Genomic DNA, 16913 nt, shown 5'->3' on the forward strand with positions numbered 1-16913 from the left:
GAAGACTCACGCGGGTGAGCTATGCAGGAGACATCACCCCCGAGGAGAGCTGGAAGCTGCTCAGCGACAACCCCGACGCGGTGCTGGTGGACTGTCGCACCGACGCCGAATGGCGCTGGGTCGGCGTGCCCGATCTGACCAGCCTGGGCCGCAATGTCGTGTTCGTGGAGTGGAACCGCGGCACCGGCGGGCATAACGACAATTTCATCGCCGACCTGATCGCCGCCGGCGTCACTCCCGGCGAGCGCCCGGTGATCTTCCTGTGTCGTTCCGGCAATCGTTCGATCCCCGCGGCAGAAACCGCCACCGCGGCCGGAATCGCGCCGTCCTACAACATGCTGGACGGTTTCGAAGGACAGCTCGACGAGAACGGCCACCGCGGGAGCAACGGCTGGCGGGCGCTGGGCCTGCCCTGGAAACAGTCATGACCGACGAGGTGCCCTCGGTGCGCATCCCCGCACCGCTGCCCGACGGGGTCAGCCAGGCGACCATCGGCGTGCGCGGCGGGCTGCTGCGCTCGGGTTTCGAGGAGACCGCCGAGGCGCTGTACCTGACGTCGGGCTACGTCTACGCCTCGGCGGCCGAAGCCGAGCAGGCGTTCACCGGCGAGATCGACCGTTATGTCTACTCCCGTTACGGCAACCCGACGATCTCGATGTTCGAGGAGCGCCTGCGGCTGATCGAGGGCGCGCCGGCGGCGTTCGCCACCGCGTCGGGCATGGCGGCGGTGTTCACCGCGCTGGGCGCGCTGCTGGGCGCCGGCGACCGGTTGGTGGCCGCCCGCAGCCTGTTCGGTTCGTGCTTCGTGGTGTGCAACGAGATCCTGCCCCGCTGGGGGGTCGAGACCGTCTTCGTCGACGGTGATGACCTGTCCCAGTGGGAGCAGGCACTGAGCAAGCCCACCCAGGCGGTGTTCTTCGAGACTCCGTCCAACCCGATGCAATCGCTGGTCGACATCGCCGCTGTCTCCGAGCTGGCCCATGCCGCGGGGGCAAAAGTGTTGCTGGACAACGTGTTTGCCACCCCGCTTCTGCAACAGGGCTTTCCGCTGGGCGTCGACGTGGTGATCTACTCGGGCACCAAACACATCGACGGGCAGGGCCGGGTGCTCGGCGGGGCGATCCTCGGCGACAAGGAGTACATCGACGGGCCGGTGCAGAAACTGATGCGCCACACCGGGCCCGCGCTGTCGGCGTTCAACGCCTGGGTGTTGCTCAAAGGGCTGGAGACGCTGTCGGTCCGGGTCAACTACAGCAACTCATCGGCTCAGCGCATCGCTGAATTCCTGGAAGCCCAACCCGGCGTGAACTGGGTCAGGTACCCGTTCCTGGAATCCCATCCCCAGTTCGACCTGGCGAAGCGGCAGATGCGCGGCGGCGGAACGGTGGTGACCTTCGAACTGGACGGTGGCAAGGAGCGCGCCTTCGAGGTGCTGGACAAGCTGCAGGTCGTCGACATCTCCAACAACCTCGGCGATGCCAAGTCGCTGATCACCCACCCGGCGACCACCACTCACCGGGCGATGGGGCCCGAGGGCCGCGCCGCCATCGGGCTGGGCGACGGGGTGGTGCGGATCTCGGTCGGGCTGGAAGGCACCGAGGACCTGATCGCCGACCTGGATCGCGCGCTGGGATAGCGGTGTCCCGCCAGTCCGACGCCAAGAAGGCCCGCCGCAAGAAGCGCCAGGCAAGCCGTGACGAGCGCTGGTTGCCCGATCAGGTGATGGAGGCCATCGTCGGCGACGACTTCGACGACGAACTCGGGCAGGCGGTCGAGACGTTCGACCAGTGGTTGGTGTCCCGGGGCTGGACATTCGACACCGAGTACTCCACCGAGACGCTGCTGAGCTGGTATTACAGCCCGTCGGCCGCCGAGGTTGCCGACGAGCAGGTCGAGCCGGTCACCCGGATCTGGATCACCCTGGCGGGAGCCGACAACGACTTCCCCGACGGGGTCACCGCCGTGCTCGTCGGCACCGGCGGTGAGCAGGGCGCGCTGTACACCGTGGCGCCGGAGGCGCTGCTGGCCAACATCGAAGCCGTCGAGGCCTACCGGCCCGGTGCTGCCGTGCCGGTCCTCGCTCAGCCGTTCTCGGGGGGTTCCACCACGCCGGTGGCGTTCTGAGCGCGCTGCTCGTAGGCGGCGCGGGCCGTGGTGTCGACATCCAGGAAGACCCGGTCGGTGCCCATCTTCTTGGACAGCCAGCGGCGCCCGCCCGGTGGCAGCAGCGCCGTGACGCCGGCGACGAAGCGCAACGGGGACGGCACGGAGACCGCTGTCGTCGGTTTGTCCAAGGTCTTGACCACGGCGGCGGCGATGTCCTCGGGCTGTACCGGCTTGGCGGCGCCGGTGGCGTTGGTGCCCGCGATCAGCTCGGTGTTGGTGAATGTCGGCATGACACAGCTGATCTGGACGCCCTGTGGGGCGAACTCGTCGGACAGTGCCGTGGACAGGCCCACCACGGCGAATTTGGTTCCGGCGTAGAGCGCCTGTCCGGGGACGGCGAGCACACCGGCCAGCGAGGCGATGTTGACGATGTGTCCGGTGCGGCGCTTCACCATCTCGGGCAGCACCAGGCGGCAGCCGGTGAGCACGCCGTAGAAGTTGACCTCGACCGCGGTGCGCACGGCCTGCTCGGAATGGTCGAGGAACGGGCCGACCGGCATCACGCCGGCATTGTTGATCAGTACGTCGATGTGCCCGCCGCCGTCGGCGCGGGCCTTGTCCAGGAAGGTCGCGAACGACTCGGGGTCGGTGACGTCGAGCGGGTAGCCCGAGACCGGCCCGAGCTTGCTCAACTGGGCGACGGCGGACTCCTCGAGCGCGACGTCACGGTCGCCGATCACCACGCGGGCGCCACGCTGTAGCAGCGCCCGGGCGGTGGCGAAGCCGATGCCGCGGGCCGCGCCGGTGATGGCGATCGTCTTGCCTGCGATGTTGTCCATGATGGGGAACTTTACAGGTGTCAATTTTCTGCGCAAAGGCCTTCACGACATCCCGGCCGGCCGGAACGACTGTGCGCCGGCGGTCTCGAGTGTGCGTCCAAGGCGGGCTCTGCGGCGGATCGCCGCCGTCGCTGCACACTCGAAGCCCTGGCCGCACGCTCGACGCGCGGCCGGTACCGGCAGAATGGACCGGTGAGTGTGCTGCGCTTCGTCCCCGTTCATCAGGACGACGACCTGGCGCGACCACTGTTGGCCGAGCTCGCCGTCGAGTACGCGACCCGCTACGACGGGACCGAGGCCGGCGTCATGCAGTGGCTGCGGGGCCATCCGGCCGAGGCGTTCAGCGCCCCCGAGGGCGGCATGCTCATCGGTCTGATCGACGATCAGCCGGTGACCGGCGGCGCGTTTCGCCGTCTGGACGCCGACACCGCCGAACTCAAGCGGATCTGGACCGACAGCAGGCACCGGCGACAGGGGTACGCCACGGTATTGCTGGCCGCGCTCGAAGCCGAGATCGCCGGGCGGGGCTATCGCCGGGTCTACCTGACCACCGGCGACCGGCAGCCCGAAGCCGAAGCGCTGTACGAAAGTTCCGGTTACCGCCGGCTCGCCGAGCCGCTGCCCGCCGACGGCGAGGCCTACGCGCTGGCCTTCATCAAGGAGCTGTTCTAGCGGGGCCAGCTGGCCGGATTTGAAATCACCGTGAGTGCAACCCCCGATTCCGGAATGCGTTCTGCGGCCACGCGTTAGACAGTTACGTGATGGCGCACAACCCCCTGCACCTCGGCGTCGCGCTCGACGGCTACGGCTGGCATCCGCAGGCGTGGCGGCAGACCCTGGCCGCCGACCCCGCCGCCCCGCCGGTCACATCCGGGCGGCACTGGGCGCGCCTGGCGGCCACTGCTGAACGAGGCCTCCTGGACTTCCTGACCATCGACGACAGCTTCACGCCCCAGCCGGGACGGCGAGCCGAGATCGACCCGCAGCGGCTGGCCGGGCGTGCCGATGCCGTCCTGGTGGCGGCGCGCATCGCCCCGGCCACCCGCCACATCGGACTGATACCAGTGGCCACCGTCACCCATACCGAGCCGTTCCACGTCTCCAAAGCCATTGCCACGCTTGACTTCGTGTCGCACGGCAGGGCCGGGTGGCAGGCGCGGGTCAGCCCGACCACCCACGAGGCAGAGCTATTCGGCCGGCGAGGCGTACCGGATCCCGAGGCGCTGTTCGACGAGGCGGCCGATTTCGTCGACGTGGTGCGGCGATTGTGGGACAGCTGGGAGGACGACGCGGTGATCCGCGACGTCTCCACCGGCCGCTACGTCGACCGCGACAAACTGCACTACGTGGACTTCAGCGGTGCATACTTCTCCGTGAAAGGCCCGTCCATCACGCCGCGGCCGCCGCAGGGCCAACCAGTGGTCGCCGCGCTCGCCCACATTCCCCGGGCCTATGAATTCGCCGACGCATCAGCTGATCTCGTGTTCGTGACCCCGAACGACGAGGAGTCGGTCCGAACCATCCTCGAGCAGACCGAAGCCGTCGGCGGTCACCCCGTCGTCGTTGCCGACCTGGTGGTCAGTTTCGATTCCGCCACCGACTTCGATTCCGATGCACTGGTATTCGGCGACAGGCCCACTCGATTGGTGGAGTTGCTGCTGGCCTGGCACGACCTCGGACTTGCCGGGTTCCGGCTGCACCCAGCGGTCAACGCCACCGACCTGCCGGTGATCGTCGACGAGGTGGTTCCGCTGCTGCAGCGGGCCGGGCGGTTCCACACCGGCTACCGCGAGGGGGAGACCCTGCGGGAACGGCTCGGGTTACCGGCAGCCGTCAACCGCTACACCCCGGTCGGGCTGTCGTGAACGTTCCGCTGTCGATCCTGGACCTCTCGCCGATCAGCGCCGGCTGCGACGCCGCTTCCGCGCTGCGCAACACCATCGACCTTGCCCGCCATGCCGAGCAATGGGGCTATCGGCGGTACTGGGTGGCCGAGCACCATTTCGTTGCGGTGGCCAGCTCGTCGCCCGCTGTGGTGATCGGCCAGATCGCGGCCGCCACCGAGCGGATCAGGGTCGGTGCCGCCGCGGTCCAACTCGGTTACACCACGGCGCTAGCGGTGGTGGAGAGTTTCGGCATTCTCGAGGCCTTCCACCCCGGGCGCATCGATCTGGGGCTCGGTCGCTCCGGCCAGCGCCGTAAGGAAGTCGAACGCGGTGAGCAGCCTGAGCGCCCCGCCACCTCGTGGCGCAATGTCGACGGGGTGGTGGTACCTCCGTTGTTCGACGCCACCGCGTTGCTCGCCAGCCCGCGGATGCGTTCGCTCGCAACGCTTCTGACTCAGCCCGACGCGATACCACCGGATTTCGGCGAGCAGGTCGGCGAGATCCTGGCGCTGCTGGATGGCAGTCACACCGTGGCCGGGTTCCCCGTCCACGCGGTTCCCGGTGAAGGAGCAGCACTGACTCCATGGATCTTCGGCAGCAGTAAGGGGCGCAGCGCTGCGGTGGCCGGAGCCCGCGGGCTGCCGTTCGTGGCGAGCTATCACAGCACCCCGGGGTCGGCCCTGGAAGCTGTCGCTGCCTACCGGGAGGCCTTCACCCCGTCCGAGCTGCTGTCCGAACCCCATGTCGTGGTCTCCGCCGACGTCCTGGTCGCCGATGACACCGAGTCCGCGCACCATCTGGCCGGGCCCTATGGGCATTGGGTGTACTCCATCCGTGCCGGCGGCGGTGCGGAGCCCTTCCCCGATCCCGACGCCTGCCCGCCGCTGACCGACGAGCAACGCGTCGTGGTCGAGGACCGGATCATCACGCAGTTCGTCGGTGACGCCGATGAGGTGGCCGAGAAGCTGACCGCGCTGCAGCGCGTCACCGGCGCCGACGAACTGGTGGTCACCACGGCGACCTTCCGGCACGCGGACCGGTTGCGGTCCTACGAACTGCTCGCCGAACGGTGGGGGCTGTCGGCATGATACGAGAAGGCAAGCAGCGTAAAGCGATCCACCTGGCGGCGCATTTCCCCGGGGTGAACAACACCACGGTGTGGTCGGATCCCGACTCCGGCAGCCAGATCGACTTCGACTCGTTCGTCCACCTCGCCCGGGTCGCAGAGCGCGGATTGTTCGACTTCTTCTTCCTCGCCGAGGGACTGCGCCTCCGGGAACATCGCGGGCGCATCCACGATCTCGACGTCGTCGGGCGGCCCGACACCTTCACCGTCCTGGCGGCCCTCGCCGCGGTCACCGACCGCATCGGCCTGGCGGGCACGATCAACACCACCTTCAACGAACCATTCGAAGTGGCAAGGCAATTCGCCAGTCTCGACCACCTCTCCGACGGGCGCGCCGCGTGGAACATGGTCACCTCCTCCGATGCGTTCACGGGTGCGAACTTCCGGCGCGGCGGCTTCCTGGCCCACGCCGACCGCTACCTTCGGGCCGAGGAGTTCGTCACCGTGGCCCGCGAATTCTGGGACAGCTGGGCGCCGGGCGCGGTGCTCGCCGACCCGGGTACCGGCCGCTACGTCGATCCGGACCGAATCCATCCGGTCGAACATCACGGCCCGCAGTTCGATGTCCGCGGCGTGGCCACCCTGCCCGCCGGACCGCAGGGCCATCCGGTGCTGTTGCAGGCCGGCGACTCCGACGAGGGCCGCGCGTTCGGTGCCAAACATGCCGACGCGTTGTTCACCCTGCACGGCAGCCTCGAAGACGGGCAACGCTACTACCGCGACGTGAAGACGCGCGCGGCCGCGCATGGGCGAAATCCCGACCATCTCAAGGTCTTTCCCGCTGCCACGTTCGTCCTCGGCGACAGCGCCGGCGACGCCGAGGAGAAGGCCCGGCATATCCGCCGCCAGCAGGTCAGCCCGCAGACCGCGATCGCGATGCTCGAGCAGGTGTGGCAACGCGACCTGTCGGGCTATGACCCCGATGGGCCGCTGCCCGATGTCGACCCCCTCGACGATCCGACGGTCACGCAGGGCCGGGTGCGCCACGGCGACCCCCATGTGTTGGCCACGGCCTGGCGGGAGCGCGCAGAGGCCGACGGGCTCTCGATCCGGGAACTCGTCATCGCGGTGACCAGCCGTGAGCAATTCGTCGGCACCGCTGAGCACGTCGCGGCCGAGATCGACCTTCGGGTCCAGGCCGACGCCTGCGACGGGTTCATCCTGGTGCCGCACCTGACCCCGCACGGGCTCGACGAATTCGTCGACTCCGTGGTGCCGCTGCTTCAGGAACGCGGGGCGTTTCGCACCGAATACGCCGGCCTCACGTTGCGGGACATCCTCGGGTTGAGCTAGCGGTGGCTGGCGCGCCGGGCGGCCTCGCGGATCGGCCCGGTCCACAGCTGGCCGTGGCCGGGGATCATCAGGTCGGTCTCCAGCATCGCCAGCGCGGCCAGGCTGCGCACGCAGCCCTGCTCGTCGTGGTTGAACACCCTATGCAGCAACTGCGGCCCGGGCCGCGCTGCCAGCGGATGACCGGTGACCAGGGCATCGCCGCTGACCAGCACACCGTCGACGAGGTAGGAGCAGTGCCCGCCGGTGTGGCCCGGAGTCGGCACGGCCAACGGCCGGCCGGGGAGGGTCTCGGCGACGTCCTCGGTGAGCGCGCCCGCGGCGGGGATGCCCTCGTGTAGCAGGGCGCCCTTACGCACGATGTCCAACGACCACTTCACCCACCGCGGCTGCCAGGCGTGCAACGCCAGATCGAGCGGTGAGGCCTGCTGCAAGTACTCCCGCTTGGCGTGGCCCACCTCTTCGGCGTGACAATAGACCGGCGTGCCGTGCGTCTTGGCGAACCAGATGGCCGAGCCGAGATGGTCGACGTGGGCGTGGGTCAGCAGGATGGCCCGCACATCGGTGGGGCCGAAGCCTAACTCGCGCAGCGACGCCAGCACGTCCGGGCGGCTGCCCGGGAACCCGGCGTCGATCAGCATGACCCCGGAGTCGTCGGTGACCAGGGTCCAGTTGACCAACGGTGTGTAGGCCATGTGGACGTGTTCGGTGACGGCGGTGAGGGCCGGTGCCATGCGAACGAGTTTAGGCATTCGCCGGGGCGGTCGGGCTCGGCACGACGCGCGTTCGCAGCACGATAATTCGCTCGCGAGCAGTTAGTATTCCGGCGTGAGAGAGCGCTGCGACCACGACAGCAAACGTCGCGTGGAGGCAATTTCGCGCAGGTCGGCGCTCGTCGCCGGTTCGGCCGCGTTGGGCACGGCGGTGTTGACCGGTGCGGGCTACCGCCCTGGAGCCGCTCCGGTGCCGCAATCCCCTGCGTCAGTTCCTTTGCCCGACAATGCCCTGATCACGCTCGGCGTCGCGGCCGGTCCACCGCCGTCGGCCAACAGCTACGGGATCTCCACGGCGTTGAAGATCGGCAGCGACCTGTATGTGATCGATTGCGGGCTGGGCTCTTTGAACGCGTTCACCAACGCCGGCCTGAATTTCGATGACCTGCAGGCCATGTTCATCACGCACCTGCATACCGACCACATCGTCGACTACTACAGCTTCTTTCTCTCGGGTGGCTACAAGGCCCCGCACGACAAGGCACCCGTCGTGGTCTACGGCCCCGGTGCGGCGGGCGGTTTGCCGCCGAGCGAGGTTGGTCACCCGCATCCGCCGACGGTCAACCCCGCCGACCCGACGCCGGGACTCGCCGCCACCACCGCCGCGCTACACAAGGCCTTCGCCTACACCAGCAACATCTTCATCCGTGACGTCGGTATCGTCGATATCGAGAAGCTGGTCAGGGTCAGCGAAGTCGCGGTGCCCCCCGGCTCGGACTACCGCAACCGCTCGCCGAAGACGAATCCCTTTCCGGTGATGGAGGATGACAACATCGTCGTCACCGCCACCCTGGTATCGCACTACGACGTATACCCCGCGTTCGCCTTCCGGTTCGACCTCAAGAACCCCGCCGTCTCGATCACCTTCTCGGGCGACACCACCAAATCCGACAACCTGATCAGGCTTGCCCAGGGCACCGACATTCTCGTTCACGAGGCGATGATCACTCTCGACGATGCCTACTACGGAAACAGCTTCCCTCCCACCTATCTGCAGAATTCGCATACCTCCGCCGAACAGGTCGGTGAGGTTGCCGCCGCCGTCAATCCCGGACAGCTGATCCTGAGCCACTACTACCCGGTCGATCTGCCCGACTCCCAGTGGCTCGATGCCGTCGGCAAGAACTTCACCGGCCCCACCACGGTGGCCAAGGACGGCCAGGTCTTCGCGCTCTGAATCCCACGGTGAGACCTCGGCTGCTCACAAAACGGGCGAGGGGAGTAGAAACGAAAGCGTGGCTGAACTGAAACTGGGATACAAGGCGTCGGCGGAGCAGTTCGCGCCGCGTGAGTTGGTCGAGCTGGCGGTGCTCGCCGAGGCGCACGGGATGGACAGTGCCACGGTCAGTGACCATTTCCAGCCGTGGCGCCACGAAGGCGGCCACGCGCCGTTCTCGCTGGCGTGGATGACCGCGGTCGGCGAGCGCACCGAACGGATCGTGCTGGGCACCTCGGTGCTGACCCCGACCTTCCGCTATAACCCCGCCGTGGTGGCGCAGGCATTCGCGACCATGGCATGCCTGTATCCGGACCGGGTGTTCCTCGGAGTGGGCACCGGCGAGGCGCTCAACGAGATCGCCACCGGTTTCATCGGTGAATGGCCGGAGTTCAAGGAGCGCTTCGCCCGGCTGCGCGAATCGGTGCGCCTGATGCGCGAACTGTGGCGCGGCGACCGGGTCGACTTCGACGGCGACTATTACCACCTCAAGGGCGCCTCGATCTATGACGTGCCCGAAGGCGGTGTCCCGGTGTATATCGCCGCAGGCGGGCCGGCGGTGGCCAAGTACGCCGGGCGCGCCGGTGACGGCTTCATCTGCACCTCGGGCAAGGGTGAGGAACTCTACACCGAGAAGTTGATCCCGGCGGTCAAGGAAGGCGCCGCGGCCGCCGACCGTGACGTCGACGCGATCGACAAGATGATCGAGATCAAGATCTCCTATGACCCGGATCCCGAACTGGCACTGAACAACACACGGTTCTGGGCGCCGCTGTCGCTGACCGCCGAGCAGAAGCACTCCATCGACGATCCGATCGAGATGGAGAAGGCCGCCGACGCGCTGCCCATCGAGCAGGTGGCCAAGCGCTGGATCGTGTCGTCGGATCCCGACGAGGCGGTGGAGAAGGTGGGCGAGTACGTCAAGTTCGGCCTGAACCACCTGGTGTTCCATGCCCCTGGCCACGACCAGCGCCGGTTCCTGGAGCTGTTCGAGAAGGATCTGCAGCCGCGGTTGCGCAAGCTGGGGTAATCCGTCAGCCAGAACCGTTGATCTGGTAGACGCGGAACTGCTCGTAGCCTTGCGGGTTCACCACGCTGAGAGCCAGCGTGGCGAACCCGGCACCGTCGGCCCACATGGTGGGGTAGCGCAGGTTGATGGCGTCGAGTTCCCCGAGCCCGGTCGGCTTGGGGACCAGGACGTAGCGGACACCGGTTTCCAGGGGCGCGTTGACCTTGTCGAAGAAGTCGTAGTCGCTGCGGATCGCGAACTGTTTGGGGCGGTTCGAGGCCAGCCAGGTCTTGCCCAGCGAGAAGGTGTCGACCAGGACGGAGCCGTTGGGAAGGTTCTGGTCGTCGAACCACTCGGCGGTGGTCTGGCTCAGGTCGCCGCCCCAGAAGATCCAGTGCTCTGATTTCGGGTAGCGGTCCGGCCAGATCACCGAACGCAGGCCGAATTCCTCTTTTCCCACAGCGGGATTCATCATCGACGCCCACGCCGACGGAATGGAGCTGACCAGGACGGCGGTCAGCATCGGGATCAGCCATGCCGGCGAGCGGCGCGAGTGCACCCGTGCCAGGCGATCGCGCGCGGGGCCCGGTTCGGTGGTGACGAGCAGCGCCACCACGGCCAGCGGAACCGCGGTCAGGAAGAACCGGAACCAGCCGAACGTCGTCGCCGTGTAGATCGCGTACACCTGGAAAGCCAGGATCGAGCCGAACATCGCCAGCGGCGCGAGGATGTCGATGCAGCCGCGGCGGACGGCTCGGGTGATGACCATGGCGAGAACCACGATGATCAACGGTTGCATGCCCAACAATTGGGCCGCGACGGTCTGGGTGGTCCCGGTGAAACCGAGAGCGTCGCGGGTGTTGCCGATTCCGGCCGCGGCGACCTGGGCCGCGTTGCCGTACTGCGAGGTGAAGGAGTCGAACAGGCTGCCCACCAGCAGCCAGCTGGCGATCGCCCACGAGCCGATGGCGAACAGGGGCAGGAACGCGACCACCACGGCGTCGTGGATCCCCAGCTGCGCCGCACCCCGCCACCCCCACCCGGGCCGGTTGCGCAGCGCGGAGACGGCGAAAACCGTGACGCCCGTGACCGAGACGGCGACGACGGCTTCGATGCGGGTCAGGTAGCACAGGGCGAGTGCGATACCGCAGACGACAAGGTTGATGGGCGCGCAGCTTTGGAACCACCGCAGCAGGTGCCGGCACGCCCACAGCAGCAGGAACAGTTCGGCGGCCTCGCTCATCCCTTCCCCGCCGTAGAACAGCACCATCGGATGAAAGGCGAACGCCGCGACGGCGATCCACCGGGCCAGGCCGCTGACCTGACGGTCGAAGGCGATTCCGCGCACCTGCACCACCGCGCCGGCCATGAACAGGGCACTCTGGATGGCGGCGACGTAACCCGTCGACTTCACAAACGAGTTCCAATAGGTGGCCCGGAACAGCGGAATCTCGACGAAGCTGGGCAGTGGATTCCAGACGAAGCCCACCGCGCCGAGGTGGGGGTAGCGGCTCATCATCGTGTAGCCGGCGTTGCCGACCCGGGCGCTCGCATCGGGGTTGATGTAGCCGATCCGGTACAGCACGTAACCAATCCCCGCGTAGAGCGCGAAGAAGGCCGCGAAGAACAGCACTGGTCGCAGTGGATTGCGCCGGCGCCGTGTCGGGTTCAGCGCCAGCGGATCTGCCGCGGCGGGCTGGGCTATCTCGAGGACAGCGGTCAAGCCACGTCCCTGCCCGATCGGCGCCGGATCAGGTAGGCGGCGACAACGGCCAGTGAGATGGCCACCGCGGCACCGCTGAGCCATGCCCACTTTCGCCATGCGCTGCCCGGATTCTCCGCCAGCGGCACCGGACCGTCGGCCCGGATCGTCAGGGTCTGCGGGTTCGCGCCCTAGCCAGTGACGACGACGTCGCCGTTGAGGTCCCGCCAGCCGTCCTGCAGCCCGCCGAGGTAGTCGAACAGCGGTGTGGCCATCTCCCAATTGGCCGATGACGAGACCAGAACAACGGTCCTGTTGTTCTGCGCGTAGCTCTGGAGCGTGGCCAACCCCGATGGGATGTCGGCGCTCACCTCCATGGGGACGTCGATGTTGGACAGGTCACCGGCCGTATCGATCGGCGGATTGAGGTTGTGTCGGTGCACCGCTTGCGCATTCGCGATGATCAACGCGCTGGCGTTGCTGGCGCTCGCCTGGTCCAGGCTGACCAGGATCGGCCGCAGTTCCACCGGGGACACCCGCTGGACGAGCCCGACGATCGTTGCCGCGTGTGACAGTTCCGCGGGATCGGTGCCGTCCATCGCCACCTGGAAGGTCGGGATGAAAGCCTGTGGAAGAGAAGCAAACCCGCCCATGGCGACGGCGCCGCCCGGCTTAACCGACGCCGTCGACGTCGGATCGACCTGGAAGTTCATCGGCACTGTTCGCGGTGTGCAACCGCCCGCGCCCGGTTCGTATGCCACGGTGAGCACCAGGCCGGGGTTGCGTGCCGCGATCTCAGCCGGGATGGTGAACTTGGTGTCCAGCCGGCCGGACTTGTCCAGGCGTTCGGTGGCCAGCACGACTCCGCCCGCGGCCGCGATCATCGTCCCCTTCTCGTTGTCGTCGACCGGGGTGTAGTTGGCCATCAGGTGGATGTCGATCATCCCGGGACGGGCCAGGGTGAACGACGCGGTGCCCAGGTTCAGCGAGATCGTCGCCTCGCCCAGGACCGACGCGCCGCCGGTGGCGTGGAGCTGGCCGAACGTCGCGGTCCGGGCGCCCTGAGCCGACGCGATCTTCGCGGCCTTCACGACGACGCTGTCGGTCTGGGCCACCGCCAGCAGCCGGTCGCGGAACAGTGCCACCTGTTGTTCCAGGGTCGGCCCCTTACCGGTGACGACGACGTAGGGCCGCACCGCGTTGGTCACCAGGCGGATATCGGGGTCGTCGACATCGCTGCGGTCGCGGATCACGATGGCGCGGGTGAGGCTGTCCCCGTCCGGCGGCGGTTCGGCCTCGGTGCGGGCCAGCTGGCGCAGATTGATCCGGACCGACGCCGGCTGGTAGCGATGAGTGAGCGCGGTGACCAGGCTCAGTGTGGTGAGTTTCTCGGCCGATGTCGGTTGCGGGTCGACGTAGAGGTCGATCGTGGGAGCGATGGGCGGGAAGTACTGCGCAAGGGTGGTCGGCGGGCTCACGTCGCCGGCGAACGCGACCGTGAAATCGCTGATGACCAACGTCGGCGGCGGCCCGCAGACGGTGTCGCCGCCCGATATCCGCAGAACCATGTTCACCTGCGCCTGGTTGCGGATCACCGGCACGGAGCTGACGTCGATGCTGAACGGCACCGACGTCCGGCCCGCGGCGAGGTCGGGCACCGGCACCGAGCCCAGGAACCGGCCGTCGGTGGTCTGCGCCTCCACATAGCCCGACGGGATGTTGGTGGCCGAATGCAGCATGCCGGACAGGGTGATCGGGGCCAGCCCGGCCGGTGCGGGGATCGTCGCCGTCTGGGTTGTGTTGGCGGCACCGAAGTACAGGGCCGAGCTCATCCCGAGTTGCTGCCAGCCCAGTGTCATGGTCGGGAACGGGGAGGTTTCCGACACCGTCTGGGTGCTGTCGGAACTCACGGTGATATCCGGATCCGCCCGGGCAGCCGGGGGATGCAGCGCCAAGTGCAGGGCGATGAGGCACATCGTGGCGACGACCCGCCGGAGCTGGCGCCCAATCACTGCGCTGCCTTGTCGGCCAGCCCGTGTTCGGTCTTCTCCCAGTAGGACGGGTTGTACACCAGTTGCACTCCCGCTTTGATCGCGCCGATTGCTTGCAACAGCCAGTACCCCGGTATCGACAGTGCGGCGAGCAGCCATTCCGGCTTGCCGGATGCACGTGTGGTCAACAGACTCAGCGTCACCGCGATCGCGTTGCCGACGGTGAACAGCAGCAGCGAGAGATAGTAGGTGGAGTTGGGGAAGATGGCGTCGAAAAACGCCGGGCGTCCGGCATACCACAGCAGAATGAGGGCCCAGAACCCGACGTTGATCATGCACGCGATCGGCATCCCCGCGGTGATGTTGATCAGCCGCAGCAGCGGCACCAAACCGACTTCGCGTAGCAGCTTGATCGGACTGCGGCTGTGCACCACGAAGGTCTGCAGATAGCCCTTGTACCAACGGGAACGCTGCCGCAACCAGTTCAGCGGGTCGGCGTTGGCCTCCTCGGCTGTCACTGAGTCGAGCATGAGGGTGCGATATCCCATGCGGGCGAACCGGATTCCCAGATCAGCGTCCTCGGTGACATTGAACGGGTCCCATCCGCCGGCTTCCCACAGCAGCGACTTCTTGATGTGGTTGGACGACCCCCCCAACGGGATCACGCAGTTGACCTCGCTCAGCGCGGGCAGCACATAGGAGAACCATTGGTCGTATTCGATCGAGAACCACTTGGTCAACAGATTCTGGTTCGCGTTGTAGTAGCTCAGTGTGCCCTGCAAGGCGGCCACGTTCTCCGGGGCGTTGGCGAAGGTGTAGGCCGCTTTTCGTAGCTGTAGCGGGTCGGGTATGTCGTCGGCGTCGAAGATCGTCACGTACTCGCCGCGTTCACTGGGCAGCTCCATGGCGTAGTTGCAGGCTTTGGGCTTCGTGCGGGGCTGGCTGGGCGGCACCACCACCAGGTTGATGTTGTGCACCCGCTGCGACTGGAACGCCGCGATGGTCTCCTCGTCGTCCTCCTCGAGGATCAGGTAGACGTCGAGTTTGTCAGCGGGATAGTCGATCTGGCTCACGCCCTCCAGCAGCGTCGCGACGATGTCGGGCTCCCGGTAGGCGGGTAGCAGCACGGTGTAAACCGGGAGATCGCGGTCGGGAATGGAATACGCCTGCTCGACGGTGACGTGCACCCGGGTGCCGCTGCCCAGCCCGCGGAACACCAGATAGGCCCGGTCGATGGTGGAGGCCAGGAAGTAGAGCGTGGCGATCGTGATCAGCACGGCCACCGTCGTCGACCAGTCGAGGATGGTGGCGATGCCAAGCGTGGCGACGATGGACAGGCCGAGGACCCGCTGCCGCCAGGTCAACAGCCGGCGCGCGGAGAACTCCTCGGCGAGTTCAGCCGGTGTTTCGCGGGACAGGGTCATCGAGGGGCGCCGGCCTGTGCTGTTGCGATGATCCGCCGCGTCAGGGCGTCCAACGTTGCCGCGTCATACGGCGTCGGAGTGTGCAGTGAGGCGTGGTCCTGGATCAGCGCCGCCAGCGGTTGCAGGATCCCGGTGCGCAGGGTCGGCGGTTGGGGTGTGGCAACGTTTTCGGGTGCTTTCGGGTCCCGCGACGCGACCAGGTAGACGGCCTGGTACACCACATCGGATGCCGTTCGATAACGCCAAAGCCATTGGTGGGCATGCCACGACGGGTCGCCGGGCTTCTGCGGAGGGGAGTACTGGTTGCCCATCTCGGCGGCCTGGCTGATGCCGTGTTCGGAACTGATGAACGACCGCTCGACATCCGGTGGTGGGGAGGTGGCGTACCACAGCCCGCAGCAGTAGTCGGTGAGCCGACCGTACTCGCGGGTCGAGAACACATCCAGGAAGGCCACGTCACGGCCCGAACGCAGTGGATAGCGAACAACGGAGCCGCCGTCGCCCATCACCCGTGGGCCCCACGCGAACACCTCGGGTTGGCCAAGCGTCATCCCCGCGTCGCTGGTGTGCGTGATCCAGTCGGACCGCACCCAGGTGAGATCCGAGCGCGGGGTATGGCTGACCGGGTGGTGCGGCATCACCCCGACAAGTACCGACAACGCGAGCACCACGGCGACGCTGAGCAGTGAATGCGCCGGCACGACAGCGGGACCATGGTGGCGTGTTGTGCGCACGACCAGCCCGACGGTGAGGACGGTCAGGGTCGCGGCCGGAGCCAGATAGCCGATCGGCGGTGAAACATGTTGCAGGAAATACGTCCCCGCGAAGGAGAACGTGAAGTATGCCGGTGCGGCGATCCATTTGGTCGGCCGCCCGCGCAGCGTCAGGTAGGTCGCCACCGCGCCGTACAGTGCGGTGAGCGCACCGTAGGCGAGGACCGTCCCGCCCAGCGCCTGCCCGGCCAGCAGGAAGAACGGGGGAAAGCAGGCCAGCAGGAATCCCCACGCCAGGCGGATGCGGACGGCGGAGCGTGACCCGAAGGTGAGGATCGACAGGGCCACCACCCAGGCGAAGACGGAGACCAGGTGCGCATGCCAGAACTCGCCGACGGCGCCGAGCCGGTTGAGGACCAGCTGGCAACAGGCGATGGTCAGGGTCGCGATCAAGGTCGCGAGGATCCGGTCGATGTCGGAATCCGAGACGTCGTGGCGCCGCGGGCTGCGGTCGGTGGTGAGAGCGATCGCCAACACCCAGAGCGGCACCAGCGCCAGGTACGCGGTGGGGGAGCCCTCGGCGATGATGATCGCGTTGCTCCGCAGCGTCGGCGCGGCACTGATGGCACAGGTGCCGATGACGAGGGCAATCAGTAACCACGACGGAATGCGCCGTGGCCGGGTCAGCACCTTGGAGGGCTGCGACCGCGCGCCGGGGCGGACCGCCGGAGCGCTCAGCGCCGCAAAGGGCTCGGTGGCGGGTTCGGCAGGTGCGCCGGTTTCGGGGTAGTCGAGTTTCACCGCGGGATCGTCAGCGCGGAGCGGGAGCGGCGATGCA

15 protein-coding genes are annotated in these 16913 nt (G+C 67.5%); 9 read left to right on the top strand and 6 right to left on the bottom strand.

Annotated elements, in window-relative coordinates; genetic code table 11:
- Positions 1-14: 14 nt before the first annotated feature.
- The 3 genes from ADBZ9K_RS26235 to ADBZ9K_RS26245 are packed head-to-tail and all read left to right on the top strand — an operon-like array spanning position 15 to position 2124.
- Complete coding sequence (locus ADBZ9K_RS26235; RefSeq protein WP_526625199.1) at positions 15-428, top strand: rhodanese-like domain-containing protein; 414 nt, start codon at positions 15-17, stop codon at positions 426-428.
- The gene (locus ADBZ9K_RS26240) at positions 425-1636 is read left to right on the top strand and encodes an O-succinylhomoserine sulfhydrylase (protein ID WP_526625200.1); all 1212 of its coding nucleotides are present in this window, start codon (positions 425-427) and stop codon (positions 1634-1636) included. The genes ADBZ9K_RS26235 and ADBZ9K_RS26240 overlap by 4 nt, the downstream gene beginning before the upstream one ends.
- A gap of 2 nt (positions 1637-1638) precedes the next feature.
- Positions 1639-2124, top strand: a complete 486-nt coding sequence (locus tag ADBZ9K_RS26245; protein WP_526625201.1) for a hypothetical protein — start codon at positions 1639-1641, stop codon at positions 2122-2124.
- On the opposite strand, the gene ADBZ9K_RS26250 is transcribed toward ADBZ9K_RS26245, so the two are convergent.
- Positions 2082-2945: an SDR family NAD(P)-dependent oxidoreductase gene (locus ADBZ9K_RS26250; RefSeq protein ID WP_526625202.1), complete on the bottom strand. Its 864-nt coding sequence runs from the start codon at positions 2943-2945 to the stop codon at positions 2082-2084. The genes ADBZ9K_RS26245 and ADBZ9K_RS26250 overlap by 43 nt on opposite strands.
- A gap of 192 nt (positions 2946-3137) precedes the next feature.
- Here ADBZ9K_RS26250 and ADBZ9K_RS26255 point away from each other — a divergent pair, with 192 nt between their 5' ends.
- From ADBZ9K_RS26255 to ADBZ9K_RS26270, 4 genes are all read left to right on the top strand, one after another.
- Entirely contained in the window at positions 3138-3617 is a 480-nt protein-coding gene (locus tag ADBZ9K_RS26255) for a GNAT family N-acetyltransferase (protein WP_526625204.1), read from the top strand.
- Positions 3618-3706: 89 nt separating this feature from the next.
- Complete coding sequence (locus tag ADBZ9K_RS26260) at positions 3707-4810, top strand: LLM class flavin-dependent oxidoreductase (RefSeq protein WP_526625206.1); 1104 nt, start codon at positions 3707-3709, stop codon at positions 4808-4810.
- Positions 4807-5919: an LLM class flavin-dependent oxidoreductase gene (locus ADBZ9K_RS26265; protein ID WP_526625208.1), complete on the top strand. Its 1113-nt coding sequence runs from the start codon at positions 4807-4809 to the stop codon at positions 5917-5919. The genes ADBZ9K_RS26260 and ADBZ9K_RS26265 overlap by 4 nt, the downstream gene beginning before the upstream one ends.
- A complete protein-coding gene (locus ADBZ9K_RS26270; protein ID WP_526625210.1) occupies positions 5916-7250 on the top strand; it encodes an NtaA/DmoA family FMN-dependent monooxygenase in 1335 nt (444 codons plus the stop codon). The genes ADBZ9K_RS26265 and ADBZ9K_RS26270 overlap by 4 nt, the downstream gene beginning before the upstream one ends.
- On the opposite strand, the gene ADBZ9K_RS26275 is transcribed toward ADBZ9K_RS26270, so the two are convergent.
- Positions 7247-7981 (bottom strand): MBL fold metallo-hydrolase, encoded by a 735-nt coding sequence (locus tag ADBZ9K_RS26275; RefSeq protein ID WP_526625211.1) that lies wholly within the window; start codon positions 7979-7981, stop codon positions 7247-7249. The two genes, ADBZ9K_RS26270 and ADBZ9K_RS26275, sit on opposite strands and share 4 nt — an antisense overlap.
- 94 nt (positions 7982-8075) lie before the next feature.
- Here ADBZ9K_RS26275 and ADBZ9K_RS26280 point away from each other — a divergent pair, with 94 nt between their 5' ends.
- Together ADBZ9K_RS26280 and fgd are read left to right on the top strand one after the other, a co-directional pair.
- Entirely contained in the window at positions 8076-9197 is a 1122-nt protein-coding gene (locus ADBZ9K_RS26280; protein ID WP_526625213.1) for an MBL fold metallo-hydrolase, read from the top strand.
- Between the two features lie 58 nt (positions 9198-9255).
- Positions 9256-10266, top strand: coding sequence for a glucose-6-phosphate dehydrogenase (coenzyme-F420) (gene fgd / locus ADBZ9K_RS26285; protein WP_526625214.1), 1011 nt, complete (start codon positions 9256-9258; stop codon positions 10264-10266).
- A 4-nt stretch (positions 10267-10270) separates the two neighbouring features.
- Here fgd and ADBZ9K_RS26290 read toward each other — a convergent pair whose 3' ends face one another.
- The 4 genes from ADBZ9K_RS26290 to ADBZ9K_RS26305 all read right to left on the bottom strand — a co-directional run bounded on the left by ADBZ9K_RS26290 (position 10271) and on the right by ADBZ9K_RS26305 (position 16876).
- Complete coding sequence (locus tag ADBZ9K_RS26290; RefSeq protein ID WP_526625215.1) at positions 10271-11968, bottom strand: glycosyltransferase family protein; 1698 nt, start codon at positions 11966-11968, stop codon at positions 10271-10273.
- 170 nt (positions 11969-12138) lie between these two features.
- Positions 12139-13857, bottom strand: coding sequence for a hypothetical protein (locus ADBZ9K_RS26295; RefSeq protein WP_526625216.1), 1719 nt, complete (start codon positions 13855-13857; stop codon positions 12139-12141).
- A gap of 98 nt (positions 13858-13955) precedes the next feature.
- On the bottom strand, positions 13956-15362 hold the full coding sequence (locus tag ADBZ9K_RS26300; protein ID WP_526625217.1) for a glycosyltransferase: 1407 nt from the start codon (positions 15360-15362) through the stop codon (positions 13956-13958).
- Positions 15359-16876 (bottom strand): hypothetical protein, encoded by a 1518-nt coding sequence (locus ADBZ9K_RS26305; protein WP_526625219.1) that lies wholly within the window; start codon positions 16874-16876, stop codon positions 15359-15361. Before ADBZ9K_RS26305 ends, ADBZ9K_RS26300 begins: the two co-directional genes overlap by 4 nt.
- Between the last annotated feature and the right edge of the window lie 37 nt (positions 16877-16913).

The organism is Mycobacterium sp. (genome assembly GCF_965229265.1).
Taxonomy (GTDB): Bacteria; Actinomycetota; Actinomycetes; order Mycobacteriales; family Mycobacteriaceae; genus Mycobacterium.

Bases quoted from the DNA above. Each gene is read 5' to 3' on its own strand.
- ADBZ9K_RS26240 (WP_526625200.1), top strand. From the start codon at position 425: ATGACCGACGAGGTGCCCTCGGTGCGCATCCCCGCACCGCTGCCCGAC.
- ADBZ9K_RS26275 (WP_526625211.1), bottom strand. From the start codon at position 7,981: ATGGCACCGGCCCTCACCGCCGTCACCGAACACGTCCACATGGCCTAC.
- ADBZ9K_RS26300 (WP_526625217.1), bottom strand. From the start codon at position 15,362: ATGACCCTGTCCCGCGAAACACCGGCTGAACTCGCCGAGGAGTTCTCC.
- ADBZ9K_RS26270 (WP_526625210.1), top strand. From the start codon at position 5,916: ATGATACGAGAAGGCAAGCAGCGTAAAGCGATCCACCTGGCGGCGCAT.
- ADBZ9K_RS26260 (WP_526625206.1), top strand. From the start codon at position 3,707: ATGGCGCACAACCCCCTGCACCTCGGCGTCGCGCTCGACGGCTACGGC.
- ADBZ9K_RS26250 (WP_526625202.1), bottom strand. From the start codon at position 2,945: ATGGACAACATCGCAGGCAAGACGATCGCCATCACCGGCGCGGCCCGC.